12 protein-coding genes are annotated in these 14,399 nt (G+C 71.9%); 3 read left to right on the top strand and 9 right to left on the bottom strand.

Annotated features, from left to right (window positions below; translation table 11 throughout):
- Positions 1-13 precede the first annotated feature (13 nt).
- The 5 genes from OWR29_RS29425 to uraD all read right to left on the bottom strand — a co-directional run bounded on the left by OWR29_RS29425 (position 14) and on the right by uraD (position 4,749).
- Entirely contained in the window at positions 14-1,492 is a 1,479-nt protein-coding gene (locus OWR29_RS29425; protein WP_267566545.1) for a DUF1996 domain-containing protein, read from the bottom strand.
- 185 nt (positions 1,493-1,677) lie between these two features.
- Positions 1,678-3,030: an 8-oxoguanine deaminase gene (locus OWR29_RS29420; protein ID WP_267566543.1), complete on the bottom strand. Its 1,353-nt coding sequence runs from the start codon at positions 3,028-3,030 to the stop codon at positions 1,678-1,680.
- Positions 3,027-3,887 (bottom strand): factor-independent urate hydroxylase, encoded by an 861-nt coding sequence (gene pucL / locus OWR29_RS29415; protein ID WP_267566542.1) that lies wholly within the window; start codon positions 3,885-3,887, stop codon positions 3,027-3,029. The genes OWR29_RS29420 and pucL overlap by 4 nt, the downstream gene beginning before the upstream one ends.
- A gap of 6 nt (positions 3,888-3,893) precedes the next feature.
- The gene (uraH, locus tag OWR29_RS29410; protein ID WP_267566541.1) at positions 3,894-4,253 is read right to left on the bottom strand and encodes a hydroxyisourate hydrolase; all 360 of its coding nucleotides are present in this window, start codon (positions 4,251-4,253) and stop codon (positions 3,894-3,896) included.
- Positions 4,243-4,749, bottom strand: coding sequence for a 2-oxo-4-hydroxy-4-carboxy-5-ureidoimidazoline decarboxylase (gene uraD, locus OWR29_RS29405; protein ID WP_267566540.1), 507 nt, complete (start codon positions 4,747-4,749; stop codon positions 4,243-4,245). The genes uraH and uraD overlap by 11 nt, the downstream gene beginning before the upstream one ends.
- 151 nt (positions 4,750-4,900) lie before the next feature.
- Between uraD and OWR29_RS29400 the strand changes: the two genes are divergently transcribed.
- Entirely contained in the window at positions 4,901-7,705 is a 2,805-nt protein-coding gene (locus OWR29_RS29400) for an ATP-dependent RNA helicase (protein ID WP_438872676.1), read from the top strand.
- Between the two features lie 4 nt (positions 7,706-7,709).
- A complete protein-coding gene (locus OWR29_RS29395) occupies positions 7,710-8,090 on the top strand; it encodes a 6-carboxytetrahydropterin synthase (RefSeq protein WP_267566536.1) in 381 nt (126 codons plus the stop codon).
- 30 nt (positions 8,091-8,120) lie between these two features.
- Here OWR29_RS29395 and OWR29_RS29390 read toward each other — a convergent pair whose 3' ends face one another.
- The 4 genes from OWR29_RS29390 to OWR29_RS29375 form a co-directional block, all read right to left on the bottom strand.
- Positions 8,121-10,421 carry a putative bifunctional diguanylate cyclase/phosphodiesterase gene (locus tag OWR29_RS29390; protein ID WP_267566535.1) on the bottom strand — a complete coding sequence of 767 codons (2,301 nt, stop codon included), beginning with the start codon at positions 10,419-10,421 and terminating at the stop codon, positions 8,121-8,123.
- Between the two features lie 81 nt (positions 10,422-10,502).
- Entirely contained in the window at positions 10,503-11,225 is a 723-nt protein-coding gene (locus OWR29_RS29385; protein WP_267566534.1) for a PP2C family protein-serine/threonine phosphatase, read from the bottom strand.
- Positions 11,226-11,295: 70 nt separating this feature from the next.
- On the bottom strand, positions 11,296-12,324 hold the full coding sequence (locus tag OWR29_RS29380) for a hypothetical protein (RefSeq protein ID WP_267566533.1): 1,029 nt from the start codon (positions 12,322-12,324) through the stop codon (positions 11,296-11,298).
- Positions 12,317-13,435 (bottom strand): transporter substrate-binding domain-containing protein, encoded by a 1,119-nt coding sequence (locus tag OWR29_RS29375; protein ID WP_267566532.1) that lies wholly within the window; start codon positions 13,433-13,435, stop codon positions 12,317-12,319. The genes OWR29_RS29380 and OWR29_RS29375 overlap by 8 nt, the downstream gene beginning before the upstream one ends.
- A gap of 82 nt (positions 13,436-13,517) precedes the next feature.
- Between OWR29_RS29375 and OWR29_RS29370 the strand changes: the two genes are divergently transcribed.
- Positions 13,518-14,210, top strand: coding sequence for a hypothetical protein (locus OWR29_RS29370; protein WP_267566531.1), 693 nt, complete (start codon positions 13,518-13,520; stop codon positions 14,208-14,210).
- Positions 14,211-14,399: the final 189 nt, after the last annotated feature.

The raw sequence follows: 14,399 nt of genomic DNA, 5'->3' as shown, positions 1-14,399 counted from the left end.
CCCGCACTCGCGATCAGAAGTTGCCGAAGCTGTCGCACTTGGCCTTCTGCACCAGGCAGTCCTTGACCCGGTGGCCGAGGGCCGCGTCGTCCCACGCCAGGAAGGCGTCGCCGTGCATCGAGCTGGCGTTGCCCGAGCTCAGCCGGAAGCCGGCGGTGGAGCCCGAGGTCGGGTAGCCGATCACGAAGGCGATCGACGGGATGGCGACCGGGAACTTGCCGCTGCACTTGCCGGACGAGTCGGCCGGACCGGTGTGCGACTTGTGGTCGGGGCTGTCCAGGTGCACGCCGTCCCAGCAGTCCGGGAAGGTCAGGTGGTAGGTGAGCTCGGCCGTCTTGGCGCAGACCGGCCAGTTGCCGTCGGCGCTGCGGCCGATCTCGCCGCCGGCGCCCGCGCACCAGAATTGGCCGGGCGCGCCCTTCGGCGTGTCGACCTGCCGCTTGGCGTCGCCGACGACCATCCGGAAGCCCTGCGGAAGCGGCATGGTCTTGGTCGTGTCGGGCAGCCGCGAGCCGTAGTAGACGGTCACGCCGTGCGGCTCGATCTTCTTGTCGCCCTCGTACAGGCTGGGGATCCAGTACGCCGAGTGGTCCTCGTCCGGCTTGCAGCTGGAACCGGTGTTCTTCAGCAGCGTGTCGGTCGTGGTGAACGCGTCGGTGGCGTTGTTGCCGAGGAACGAGTGCATGTGCGAGCCGCCCGGCAGGCCCGGCAGCACGATCGGGTCGTCGGCCTTGGCGTGGCTGACCTTGCACGAGGCGTTGAACTCGGCCACCCGCACCGGGTTGCCGGTCACCGGCTTCATCTTCATCGCGTTGAACTCGGCGACCTGCGCCTGCCACTTGGTCTGGTCCATCACGACCCAGCCGGCGCCGGTGGCCGGCGGCGTGGTGGTGGGGGTGGTCGCCGGCGGCTTCGTGGTGGGCGCCGTCGTCGGGGTGGTGGCCGGCGGGGTGGTCGTGGCCGTCGCGTCCAGCGTGAACCAATTGATGTTGACGAAGTCGCCGCCCTGCGCGCTCTTCATGACCGCGAAGAGCTTCTGCTGACCGGCCGGCGCCTTCACGGTGGCGGTCTTGGTGACCCACTTCTGCCAGCCGCCGGTCTTCGCCACCGGGATCGAGGTCAGCAGGGTGCCCGTCTGCGAGCCCAGGCGCAGCTCGATCGAGCCGCCGGTGGAGTTGTCGGAGGCGATGCGCGCGGTGACGGTGCCGCCGATGGTCACGTTGTCGTAGCGCAGCCAGTCGCCGTTGCCGAGCCAGCCGACGTTCTTGCCGCCGTCCTGGTCGCCGGTGTTCTCGGTCTGGGCGCCGGACTGGGCGGCGAACGCCTCGGCCTGCAGGCGGCCCGGGACGACGGTCTCGGCCGCGTTGGCGTTGGCGATGTAGACACCGCTGGCCCCGAGCGCGACGGCGACGGCCGAGCCGAGCACGACGCGGGTCAGGCGGCGGCGGTTCTTCGGGTTGGGCGGGGCGACGTGGAGGGGATCCGTCCGCATTTCTAATTCTCTCGTCTCTGCCGATCCGGTGCTTCACGGTGGCGCATTCACGAGGAGTATGCACAGCTCAGAGACTTGTTTCAACGCTGGGAGAAAGAATTAGGAATCGCATTCCGCAGCGTTGCTGGTAGCCGCGATTCCCATTCTCGATAACGCTTTTCCGGGGGATCTTTCTTAAGACTTCCTTAATTGCCCGTACGGTCCAGCAGCCGGCGATGCGCTCGGGCCGCCTCGTTCGCCAGCACCGCGGCGTCGGCGTGCACCAGCTCGCCCCGCTCGACCACCGGACGCCCGCCGACCAGCGCCAGCTCGACCGGAGCGGCCGGGCCGAACACCAGGGCGGCCAGCCGGTCGTCGATGCCCGCGTGGCCCAGCCCGTCGAGCCGCCACACCACCAGGTCGGCCAGCTTGCCGGCCTCGATCGAGCCCAGCTCGTCCGACCGGCCCAGGCAGCGGGCGCCGCCCATCGTGCCCAGCCGCAGGGCCTCGCGCGCGTTCAGAGCGCCGGGGCCGCCCCGGGTGCGGGCCGTGTACAGCGCCTGCCGAAGCTCCTCGCCCAGATGGCTCGCCTCCTGGGAGGCCGAACCGTCGACCCCCAAGCCGACCGGCACCCGGTGATCGAGCAGCTCACGGACCCGGGCCGCGCCCGCGCCGAGCCGGGCGTTCGAGCTCGGGCAGTGCGCCACACCCGTGCCGGTCGCGCCCAGCTTGGCGATCGCCGAGTCGTCGAGGTGCACGCCGTGGGCCAGCCACACGTCGTCGCCCAGCCAGCCCAGCCGCTCCGCGTACTCCGTCGGGGTGCAGCCGAACCGCTCGCGGCAGAAGTCCTCCTCGTCGTCGGTCTCGGCGAGGTGGGTGTGCAGGCGTACGCCCTTGCGCCGGGCGAGCGCGGCGGCCTCGCTCATCAACCGCTCGGTGACCGAGAACGGCGAGCACGGCGCCACCGCGATCCGCAGCATCGACCCGGGCGACGGGTCGTGCCAGCGGTCGATCGCGCTCTCGGTGGCGGCCAAGGCGTCGTCGGTGCTCTCGACGATGTTGTCCGGAGGCAGCCCGCCGTCTCTCTGCCCCAGGTCCATCGAGCCGCGCGTGGGGTGGAAGCGCAGGCCGATGCGCCGAGCCGCTTCGATCTCGGCCTCGAGCACGTCGCCGCCGTCGCGCGGGAAGACGTAGTGGTGATCCATCGAGGTGGTGCACCCGGACAGGGCCAGCCAGCCCAGCCCGGCCCCGGCGGCCGCGCCGACCACCTCGGCGTCGAGCCGGCCCCAGATCGGGTACAGCGTCTTCAGCCAGCCGAACAGCGTCTCGTCGACCGCCAGGCCGCGGGTCGCCCACTGGTAGAGGTGGTGGTGGCTGTTGATCAGGCCGGGCGTGATCAGGCACCCCGCCCCGTCGACCCGCCGCCCCTCCCCCGCCGGGGCCGGGCCCGCGCCGACCGCGGCGATGCGGCCGTCGTCGCCGACCACCACGTGACCGTCGGCGTGGTAGGTGTCATCGGCGTCGACCGTGGCGACGGCGACGTTCTCGACGACGATCACGGGTACCACTCCGTGATCGCGGGCGGCACGTCGTCGCGGGTCACCGTGCCCTCGATCAGCCCGTACGGCCGGTCGCCGGCGATGAAGACCTCGTTGTGGTTGGACAGCTCGAACGGCGACAGGTCGACCAGGTAGTGGTGCCGGTTGGGCAGCGCCAGCCTGATCTCGGCCACCTCGGGCAACTCGGTCAGGACCCGGCTGCCCATCGCGTACAGCGTCTGCTGCAGCGAATAGCTGTAGGTGCCGACGAAGGCGGCGGTCAGCGCCTCGACCGCGGCCGGGAAGGACTTGGCCCAGTCGGTGTCGTCGCGAAGATGCCGCCACCGCGCGTCGACCGCGGTGGCCAGGATCCGGTCGGTGGTCTCGGGCAGCGTCGTGTAGCGGTCTTGCGCGAACCCGTGGAACTCCGAGTCGGTCGAGTTGAGCAGCGTCAGGCCGGAGATGCCGCTCACCACCTGGGTCTGCTCGACGGTGACGGTGACCTCGGCCGTGCGGGTGTGGTCGCCCTGCCGCCGGAACGAATGGGGGCCCAGCCTTTCCCAGCCGAACGACTCGATGCCGACCCGGGCCGCGCGGATCTGCGTGTGCGTCTCGACGAAGTGCCGGGCCAGCAGCAACGCGAATTCCTCGGGCTCGCCGACCCCGGGTTCCTTGGCGAAGGCGTACACCGTGTTCTTCATGGTGTCGGTGGGCAGCACGCCCGCGTTGTCGCCGGTCAGGTGGGTGTCGGCGAGGTCGCCGGAGAGAGCGACGCTGACGTTGAGGTCGGTCAGCGTGTGCGTCTCGCCGTCGCGCGCGACCCGGACCAGCCGGGTCTCGGCCTTGCCGTAACGGTTTTCTCCGAGCACGATCGCCACGCGCGTTCAGCTCCCTCGGTAGGTGGTGTAGCCGTAGCGGCTGAGCAGCAGCGGCACGTGGTAGTGCCGCTCGGGGTCGCGGACGTGGAAGGCGACCGTGATCTCCGGGAAGAAGCAGTCGGCGCCCAGGTAGGGCTCGACGTAGAACGACAGGCGGTAGCCGCCCGCCTGCCACTCCTGCATCGGCACCCGGTAGCGCAGCCGGCCGTCGTCGTCAGTGCGCCCCTCGGCGATCGTCCCCCACCCCTGCGACTCGCGTCGCTCCAACCGCACATAAACATCCCGGGCGGGCTCGCCGCTGACCGTGTCGAGGATGTGCGTCGAGATCTTGGCGTGGAACTCGGCGGTGCCGGCGTCAGAGGGCATCGAGCACCCGCTCGAGTCGCAGCAGCGCGATGCGGCGCAGCTGATCGGCGACGACGGCCCGTTCGGTGGCCTCGTCGTTGGTCAGGCGCTCGCGGGCGGCGTCCAGGATCTCTTCCCGCGTGCGCCCGCTCGCGAAGATCAGGAACACGTGACCGAACCTTTCCTCGTACGCGCGGTTGGCCTCGACCAACGCGGCCTCAGTGTCCTGGTCGGCACTTTGGGCGGCGGTGGACTGCTCACGCCGGGACCACGCCGCCTCTTGCGACTCGCCGGTGGGGCGCTCGCCGATGCGCGGGTGAGCGGACAGGCCGGCCAGCACATCGGCCCAGCTCAGAGCGCGGGAGGCGGCGTCGGCCGCGGCCAGCAGATCGGCCCGCGTCTGGTAAGGCCGCTTGGCGATGATCGCCGCACCCCAGGCGGGCGCGGCGCAGCAAGCGTGCAGATCTTGCTCGAGGCGGGCGGCGGGCAGCGAGTTGAACACCTCGACCGCATCCATCGGCACCCCTTCCGTCGTACGTTCTCGCGTTGCGCCAACCCTGCCACGCCGGTCCGACAGATTCTCGTTATCCACATTCCGGCGTTGTCCACAGGCGCCGGGGCGGCCCGGCGAAATTGTCGGACCGGTGCGCCAGGATGGTCCCGTGCTCATCGCCGACGACGCCCTGCCCGCCCTGCCGATCCGTGAGGTGCTGCCCCGGGTCCGCGCGGCGCTGTCCGGCTCGGGTGCGGCGGTGCTGGTGGCCCCGCCCGGCACCGGCAAGACGACGCTGGTGCCGCTCGCCCTGCCCGGGCGTGTCGTGGTGGCCGAGCCGCGCCGCCTGGCCGCCCGGGCGGCCGCTCGGCGCATGGCGTCGCTGCTGGGCGAGCGCCCCGGCGATCAGGTGGGTTACACCGTGCGCGGCGACCGCCAGGTCTCCCGGCGCACCCGGGTCGAGGTGGTCACCACCGGCGTCCTCGTGCGCCGGCTCCAGCGCGACCCCGAGCTGGCCGGCACCGCCGCGGTGATTCTCGACGAGTGCCACGAGCGCCATCTCGACACCGATCTCGCGCTCGCCTTCCTGGTCGAGGCCCGGGCCGCCCTGCGGCCGGATCTGCAGCTGCTGGCCACCTCGGCCACGGCCGACGCGGGCCGCCTGTCCGAGGTGCTGGGCGGTGTCCCCGTGGTGACGGCGACGGCGCCGCTGTTCCCGGTGGCCGAGGTGTGGGCGCCGCCGGGCGGCCCGATCACGCCGCCGCTGGGCCTGCGGGTCGACCCGCGCCTGCTCGACCACGTCGCCGCGACCACCCGCCGCGCGCTGGCCGAGGGCGAGGGTGACGTGCTCGTCTTCCTGCCCGGCGCCCGCGAGATCGACGCGGTGGCCGGCCGCCTGTCCGGTGTCGCGGCCGAGGTGATCCCCCTGCACGGGCGGCAGCCCGGCGCGGTGCAGGACGCCGCCCTGCGGGCGGGCCCGCGCCGGCGAGTGGTGCTGTCCACGGCGGTCGCCGAAAGCAGCCTGACGGTGCCCGGTGTCCGAGCGGTGGTCGATGCCGGGCTCAGTCGGGTTCCCCGCATGGATCATGCTCGCGGCCTCGGCGCCCTGGCCACGGTGCCGGTGTCGCGCGCGGCGGCCGTCCAGCGCGCGGGCCGAGCCGGTCGTGAGGCGCCCGGCCGGGTCTACCGCTGCTGGTCCCCGGCTCAGCACGATCGCCTGCCGGCCCAGCCCGAGCCCGAAATAGCGGCGGCCGACCTCACCGGCTTCGCGCTCGACCTGGCGTTGTGGGGCCATCCCGACGGTTCCGGCCTGGCGCTGCCCGACCAGCCGCCGTCCGGGGCGCTGCAGGCGGCGGTGACCACGCTGCGCGACCTGGGCGCGGTCGACGCCGCCGGCCGGGTCACCCCGCGCGGCCGCGCGTTGGCCGATGCCGGCCTGCATCCCCGTCTGGCCCGCGCCCTGCTCGACGGCGCCCCGCTGGTCGGCGCCCACCGGGCGGCCGAGATCGTCGCCCTCCTCGACGACGAGCGGGCCCAGGCCGACGACCTGACCGCCGCGTGGCGCCGGGCCCGCGGCAGCCGAGACCCGGCCTGGCGCAGCGAGGTGAGCCGCTTGTCGGCGGCCCTGCACCGCAACCCCGCCGACGAGACAACGTCCGACGTCACCGACGCCGCCGCAGGCCTCGACGACATCGCCGTGGCCGGAACCCGGGCCGACGACGAGCCTGGCGTGACGCTCGACGGCAACCCGGACACCGAGCAGACAGCGGCCGCGCCCGGCGGCGGTCGGTCGGAGGCTGCGGCCGACGGTAAGCAGTCGCGCAGCGGCGGTCAGTCGGGGGCCGCGGCCGACGGTAAGCAGTCGCGCAGCGGCGGTCAGCCGGAGGCCGCGTCGGGCGGTAAGCAGTCACGCAGCGGCGGTCAGCCGGAGGCCGCGTCGGGCGGTAACGGCAAGGCGCGGGATGGCGCGCAATCGAGTGCGGCGGCCGGAAAGCCGGCCAGCCTGCCGGACGATCTGGCGGCGGGGCTCGTTATCGGGCTGGCCTATCCGGAGCGGGTGGCCCGGGTACGAGAGGCAGGCGGCCGGGCCTATCTGATGGCCGGCGGCACGGCCGCCGAGCTGACGGGCGGCAGCGGGCTGGCCGGCGTCGAATGGCTGGCCATCGCCTCGGCGGATCGAGCGGCCGGGGCACGAACCGCGCGAATCCGGGCGGCGGTGCCGCTCGACGAGGCGACGGCGATCGAGGCCGCCGGGACGCTGCTCACCGAGGCCACCGAGATCGGCTGGGTGGACGGTGACGTGGTCGCGCGCACGGTCCAGCGGCTCGGGGCGATCACGCTGGTCGAGCGCCGGATCACCGACCCCGATCGCGAACTGGTGCGGGCGGCCCTGACCGAAGGGCTCCGGCGCGAGGGACTGAGCCTGCTGAATTGGTCGCGCGCGGCGGTCGAACTGCGGGAGCGGCTGGCCTTCGCACACGCCGCCGTGGGCGAGCCCTGGCCCGACGTCTCCGACCAGGCGCTGCTCGATCGGGCCGACGACTGGCTCGAGTTCGGCTCGGCCCGTCGCCGGGCCGACCTGGGCAAAATCGACGTGGCCTCCGGGCTGCGGCGGCTGCTCCCCTGGTCGGTGGCCGGGCGGCTCGACGAGGTGGCCCCCGAACGCCTGCCGGTGCCCAGCGGGTCGCGGGTCCGGGTCGACTACTCGGATCCGGAGTCCCCGGTGCTGGCGGTCAAGGTGCAAGAGGCGTTCGGGTGGCGGGACGCTCCCCGGCTCGGCGACGGGCGCATCCCGGTGCTGCTGCATCTGCTCTCGCCGGCCGGGCGGCCGGTCGCCGTGACCCGCGATCTGGCGTCCTTCTGGGCCCAGGGCTATCCGCAAGTGCGAGCTGAGCTTCGCGGCCGCTACCCCCGCCACCCCTGGCCGGAGGATCCGACCACCGCCGAACCCACCCGCCGCACGAACCCCCGGTCCCGGTGACGCGATGAGCTTCCTGGTCGAGGTCGAACACCGGTTCCGGGCCGTGCAGGGGCTGCCGTCGCCGGTCCGCGCGCGGCAAGGGCTGTCGCTGCTCCCGCCGGGGCACGGCGTCGAGGTCGTCGTCCGGGCCGGGGTGACGTTCGACGACGAGCAGCTGACCGGACGCGGGTGGTTCTTCGACACCGACGCCGCCTCGGCCGAGCTGGTGAGCTGCTGCGCCGGCCTCGACCAGCGGCCCTGGACCGAGGTGTTCGAGTTCCGGCCGACGTTCGAGTTGGTCGCCCGGCACCTGTTCGGGCTGCTGACCCCTCGGCTGCCGCAGTTGGCCTACGTCGAAATCAGGGATGTCGACTTCGGCGTGACGACCAGGTATCGGCCGGGCTGACGCTCATCATGATCGGGCCGCAGAGCGGCTTCAGTTCGCCAGGTGGACGGGTGACGAGGGCTGGGCCGGGATCATCGGTGGCTTCAGGCGGTGCAGGGGGCCGGGCTGGCCGAACAGATACCCCTGCCCGACCACGCAGCCCAGCTCGGCCAGCGCGTGCGCCCGCGACGGCGTCTCGATGCCCTCGGCCACCACGGCGATGTTCAGGTCGGCGCAGATGGTCAGCACCGAACGGCACAGCGCGCCGGCCCGGTCGGGTGCGATGTCAACGTCGGTCAGCGTGGCGTCAAGCTTCACGATGTCCACCGGCAGTGAGTGCAACTGCGCCAGGGCGTTGAAGCCGCTTCCGAAGTCGTCCAGAGCGATCCGTACGCCGAAGGACCGCAAGCGTTCCACCACAGCCGCAGCCGCCGCCAGGTCCTGGATGCGCTTGGTCTCAGTGATCTCCAGGACGAGGCGCGACGCGGGAACGCCGGTGCGGTTCAGGGCCGTCACCACCGACTCTTCCAAGCCGGTCTGGCCCAGGCGGGCGGCCGAGACGTTCACATGCATGTCGATCGGGCGGCCGTAGATGATCGCCAGCGCGGCCGCGTCGGTGCAGGCCTGCTCGAGCACGAAGTCGTCGATGGCGGCGACCAGGCCCGTACGCTCGGCGACCGACACGAAGACGTCGGGGTGCACGGGCCCGGCCACCGGGGAGGTCCAGCGGGCCAGGGCCTCCACGGCCACCGTCGCGCCGTCGGTGAAGCGGACGATCGGCTGGTAGTAGACCTCGAACCCGGCCGCCGCCGGTTGCCCCGAGGCCAGCGCCTGGGCCAGCAGGTGCGGCAGGTCGGCGTGCGGGCCGCCGTCGTTCGTGCCGGCGTACCGGGCCATCGCGCCCTTGCCCCGGCGCTTGCTGGCGTACATCGCGGCGTCGGCCCGGCGCAGCAGCGCGTCGGCCGTCATCGCCTCGCCGGGCTCGGGCACCACCAGGCCGATGCTCGCCCCGACGCCGACCGTGTGGCCGTCGATCACGAACGGCTCGCGCAGCGCGGCCAGGATCCGGTGGCCGGTCGGCTCGGCCTCGGCCGGCGAGTGGTCGAGCAGCACCGCGAACTCGTCGCCGCCCAGCCTCGCCACCAGATCGTCCGGGCCGACGCAGTTCCGCATGCGCTCGGCGATGGCGTGCAGCACCCGGTCGCCCATGGCGTGCCCGAAGCTGTCGTTGATCAGCTTGAAGTCGTCCAGGTCGGCGAAGAGGACCGCCACCGGCTTGGTTCCGAGCGCCCGGGTCAGCCGGTCGCTGAACAGGGCGCGGTTGGCCAGGCCGGTCAGCGGGTCGTGGTACGCCTGGTGGTGCAGCCGCCGCTGCCCCTCCGAGACCCGGTCGAGCAGCACGGTGTTGTCGACGATCGTGAACATCTGGCGGGCCACCACCAGGCCCAGCCCGAGCCAGCCCAGGTACGCCTCGAACGGCGACAGCGGCTTGCCGGCCCCGCTGTTGATCGCGATCATCACTCCGGTCGCGGTCACCGGCACGTACGGAAGAAGCAGGTGCAGCCACTCCCGCTCGCCCGATTCGGCGGGCCCGGGCGGGCCGTCGGCCGGCCGTGAGAGCGCCGCGACCGCGAGCAGCGCCGGCCCGAGCAGGTGCCCGGCCGACTGCCACGGCGACAGCGGCCCGTCGGCCAGGTGCAGGAGCCGCAGCGTGTCCGAGACACCGAACGCGATCACGGCCAGCCCGCCCAGCGCCAGCGGCTTGCGGGCGGCGCGCGAGTCGGGCCGGGTCAGCAGCAGGAGCATCACCATGGTGGCCAGCACGAGGTCGGCGATGGCGTAGCCCGCGGCGGCCACGATCAGGCCGGTGGGCTGCCCCGACCAGTGGAACCAGTCGCGCGGCACCACCGACCAGACCAGCGCGAGCAGCGAGCCCGCGATCAGCACGCTGTCGATCATCAGGGCGAGCTGGTCGCGGCGGGCCGAGGTGGGCACCGGCCGGGGCCGGGTGTACGGGGCCTGGAGCAGCGTGAACAGAAGGGCGGCAGGCAGCACGAAGAACCCGATGTCGGACACCATCGTGACCGGCCGATCGGGGAGCATGACGTCCTGCACCAGCCACCAGAGCCGGATCAGCGCCCAGCAGGCGAGCCCGAACCCGAGAAGCACCCGCCACCGCCGCTGCAGCCCGGCCCGGCCGCGCGCCGCCGCGAAACAGATCCACGCCGCGGTCGCCCCCACGACCAGCTGCGTGGCGTCCGCGTACAGACGCCAGCTCTGCGGTGCGATGAACTCACCGACCGCGGTGACCCCCAGGACGATCGCCAGCGTGACGAACAGTCGCGCCGTCATCATCACCACCCAGTTGAGCCGCGGGCCCCCAGGTCCGCGACCGCAGTAACCTACCGCAGGTCGGGCCGCGACAAAGAGTGCTCAGTCGACCGATGTCAGATCGGCGACAATCACCGTGACGTTGTCGGGGCCCCCGCCGCGCAGCGCCAGGTCGATCAGCCGCTCGCAGCACGCCTTGGGATCCTCGGCGGCCAGCATCTCCTGCTCGATGGTCTCGTTGGTGACCACAGCGGTCAGGCCGTCGCTGCACAGCATCCAGCGGTCGCCCGCCTCGGGCTCCACGATCACGTAGGCCGGGCTGACCGGCTCGCCCTGCAACACCCGCGTGACCACCGAGCGTCGCGGGTGCCCGGCGGCCTCGTCGGGCCGGATCAGGCCCTGGTCGACCAGCATCTGCACGTACGTGTCGTCCTTGGTCAGCTGGTTCAGCCGGCCCTCACGCAGCAGGTAGGCGCGGGAGTCGCCGACGTGCGCCATGGCGGCCCGGGTGCCCGAGAACAGCACGGCGGTCAGGGTGGTGCCCATGCCTTGCAGCGAGCTGTCGGCCTCGACCTGCTCGGCGATCCGGCCGTTGGCGACCTCGAGCGCCTTGTGCAGCGCGTCCATCTGGTGGTCGTTGTCGATCGGCACGTCGAGAGCGGTCATCGACTCGATGGCGAGCCGGCTCGCGAGGTCGCCCGCGGCCATTCCACCCATGCCGTCGGCGACGACGAGGAGGCGGTCACCGGCGTAGTAACAGTCCTCGTTGTTGCTCCGGACATGTCCTTGATCGGTGCCGGCCGCCCACCGCAGGTGCAAGGTCATGGCGTGCAGCTTCCCAGATCATCGCAACCCTGTCTGCACGCGGTCCGCGGCGTTTCGCCGGAAAAGGGCGTCAGCTGGGACTGACTGGTCGTCCTAGGCATCGTGGATCGACCTCCGTCACGCGGCGTGTCGGCGCTATCCAGGACAGAGCGGAGTCGGTCACCGCCCACCCGCGGACCGCGACGGCGCTGTCGGGCGGCCGCACCGGTTCGGGGCAGAGAGTCTTGGAACGCACCTGATCATTGGGGATGAACTTCACCAGTCCACCATCTTCGAGCATTGTCGTCGAGGTGTCGTCGACCGCGATCAGCTGTCCGCGTAATACCTCGGCCGGTTTGCCCTGCTCGCCCACTTCGACGGCGCTGTTTGGCAGCACCGGCGCCCGCAGGAAGACCACTCCGATCGCCAGCGGGGCCACCAGCGCCGCGCCGACCGCCGGCCAGTGCGTGACGAGCCGGGCCGCCCGCGCCGGCACGGGTCCGGTCAGCAGCGGCCCGAACAGCGGCGGCAACAGAAGCAGCAGGGCGGTCGACGTCTCGCCGAGGCGGAAGGCCTGCACGATCCCCGGCCACACGAAGACCAGAATCAGGACCCCCACCAGCACAGGTACGCCGATGGTGATCCACACCATCAGCCAGCGCTCGGTGTGGAACCGCTGCACCGCGGTGAGCCCGAGGATGGCCACGATCAGCATGCCGAGCAGCGGCAGCAGGCGCAGCTGCCACGTGAACGCGGCCAGCATGGCGGCCAGCAGCACCACCCAGTCCGGCATGCGCAGCGCGGTCACCGCGAGCAGCGAGCGACCGGCGTCCTCGGGCGCGCTCACCAGCAGCACGCTCCCGAGCAGCCGCAGCACCAGCACCACCGCGGGCACGCTCCAGATCAGCGTGATGAACAACGCGCTGATCATGCCGAGCGGCGAGATGTACTGCACCAGCAGCAGCATCGTCGGCAGATCCTGACGGCTCAGATACCAGAGCCGCAGCACGAGCAGCACGAGCGGGAAAGCCGGCAGAACGGTCAGCAGGTAGTTGAGCTGCGCTCGACGACGCCGGGCGGGGATCGGCCCGCCCTTGACGTAGATGCTGTTCTCACTCACCGAAGACGTCCTCCCACGGCTGCTCCCGGATCTCCGGCCGGTCGACCCGGGGCTGCTCGGCCACCGCGATGGGCGCACGGCCGTTCTTGTCCACCTCGGACTGCAAATTGCGGTCGTACGCCTCCTCCCACCGGGAGTCCTTCGGGTCCGTGTACGACCGGTACAGCGTCAGGTCGACCAGCTTCCGCAACGCCGGGTTCTCCCCGACATTCACCCCGTACCTCTCGACCGGGTCCAGCCCCACGTCCCAGTGGTCGAAGTCGTCCGGTGACCTGTCCTTGAAGCCGGCCAGGATCGCGGCGTCGGTCGTGACCGCCTGCACCCGGCCCGCCCGCAGGTCGGCGATGCACTCGCTGATCCGGTTGCGCGGCACGACGACCGCCTTCTCTTTCTCGGGAGCAACGAGGCTCGTCGAGGCCGAGATCGAACACACTCGCTTGCCGGCCAGGTCGGCGATCGAGGAGACCTTGGCGAAGCTGCCCTTCATGGTCAGCACCGACTGCTCGGTGTAGAGGTACGGCGCCGAGAACCCCACCCCGTCGGCAATCCGCTTCGGCGTGATGCTGAAGCTGGCGATCACCAGCTTGACCGGCACCCGGGCGCCGTCCGGGGCGGTGGCCTGCATGCGGGGCCGGTCCTCGCTCTCTATCGAATAGAACTTGACCTCCGAGCGCCGGAAGCCCAGATCCTCCGCGATCATGTACGCGACGTCGATGTCGAAGCCGCTCCAGCGTCCGTCCTTGTCGCGCAGAGCCAGCCCCGGCTGATCGTCCTTGACCCCGATCGGCAGCTCCGTCCACGACGCGATGCCGGCCTGTTCCCGCAGGTCGGCGACGGACGGCGGCCCGCCCACGAAGAGCCGCACCAGGGCCAGCGCCAAGGCGAGGACGATCGCGAGACCGAGTGCCGCCAGCCGGAACGCGGCCAGATTGAACCGGGGCGGCTCGATCAACGGTTCCGGTGGCGGCGGCGGCAGACGCTGCTCGGCGGCCTCCCGCTCGGCCAGATCCTGCACGGCGATGTCCTCCGCCGTCCCCTCCGGACCTGGCGGCGTACGCCGTCGCACCGGCCACGTGAAACGGCCGGTCACCCCGCTGCGATCGGAACTCATGGCCGCTTATCGTGCCGCATGAATGTCACGGCCGAGCGACCCTGTCGGATTTCACCCGCCCGTTCCGGGTAGTCGAACGGCCATGAAGGGTCCCCTGCTCGCCGCCGTCGCCGTCGCATTGGGCGTACGGGTCATCCGCTCCCGCCATCGCCGGTTCCTGCACCCCGACGGCCGCTCCTTCGCCGCCGAACTGACCGTCTGGGGAACCGGCCGCACCGAGGGCGCCGACCTGCTTGACCACCCCGCCCGCCACGACGCCGTGGTCCGCATCTCCAAGGGCGCCGGCACCCGCGGGGCCCGCGCCGACATCCGCGGGGTAGCCATCCGCCTGCTCGGCGACCGCCCCTTCGATTTGCTGTTCTCGACGTCTGGTGAGGGGCCCTTCACCCGCCACCTGCCGGCCCCGAGGCGTACCTTCGATACCTTCTACGGCACGATCCTGGCGTACCGGACTGGTACGGGACGCAAGCTGTATCTGGGCACCCGCCCGGACGAGGCCTTGGGTCGCACCCTGGGTGAGATCACCGACGGCTCGCTGGTTCTGTTCGCGGATGATCGCCCGTTTGCCCGGCTCACCTTCGGGGGTTTGCTCCCGCCGGATGTTGACGCGGCACTGGCCTTCGACCCCGTCCGCAATACGTCCCCGGATTTGCATCCCACCGGCACGATCCACTTCACTCGGGCCCTCGCCTACCGGCTGAGCCAGCGTTGGCGAGGCGTCGATCCTTCGACACCTGCCCCCGAGGCCGTGGAACGAACTGCCCTGCACCGATAGGCGCCGCCCACGGGCGAGGTGGGTAGACCCTGGGGCTTTGCCCCAGACCCCAGCGCATCGCTGGAGAGCACTCTGGCGATGGGGACGCCAGGTGGGCTTGGGTGCTCTCCGGGCGACGACAGCCGGGAGCGAATCGTAAGGCCGAGAAGGACGCAAGCAAAAGGCGGCTTGCGTCCTTCTCACCCTTAC

Origin of the sequence: Paractinoplanes pyxinae, from assembly GCF_026626335.1 — a bacterium.
GTDB lineage: Bacteria > Actinomycetota > Actinomycetes > Mycobacteriales > Micromonosporaceae > Actinoplanes > Actinoplanes pyxinae.
This window is presented reverse-complemented; position numbering and strand designations above follow the sequence as displayed.

What these genes read in the sequence shown, in the direction of transcription:
- OWR29_RS29425 (WP_267566545.1), bottom strand. Translation starts at nt 1,492, where the DNA reads ATGCGGACGGATCCCCTCCACGTCGCCCCGCCCAACCCGAAGAACCGC.
- uraH (WP_267566541.1), bottom strand. Translation starts at nt 4,253, where the DNA reads ATGCCCTCTGACGCCGGCACCGCCGAGTTCCACGCCAAGATCTCGACG.
- uraD (WP_267566540.1), bottom strand. Translation starts at nt 4,749, where the DNA reads ATGGATGCGGTCGAGGTGTTCAACTCGCTGCCCGCCGCCCGCCTCGAG.
- OWR29_RS29395 (WP_267566536.1), top strand. Translation starts at nt 7,710, where the DNA reads ATGAGCTTCCTGGTCGAGGTCGAACACCGGTTCCGGGCCGTGCAGGGG.
- OWR29_RS29390 (WP_267566535.1), bottom strand. Translation starts at nt 10,421, where the DNA reads ATGACGGCGCGACTGTTCGTCACGCTGGCGATCGTCCTGGGGGTCACC.
- OWR29_RS29385 (WP_267566534.1), bottom strand. Translation starts at nt 11,225, where the DNA reads ATGACCTTGCACCTGCGGTGGGCGGCCGGCACCGATCAAGGACATGTC.
- OWR29_RS29375 (WP_267566532.1), bottom strand. Translation starts at nt 13,435, where the DNA reads ATGAGTTCCGATCGCAGCGGGGTGACCGGCCGTTTCACGTGGCCGGTG.
- OWR29_RS29370 (WP_267566531.1), top strand. Translation starts at nt 13,518, where the DNA reads ATGAAGGGTCCCCTGCTCGCCGCCGTCGCCGTCGCATTGGGCGTACGG.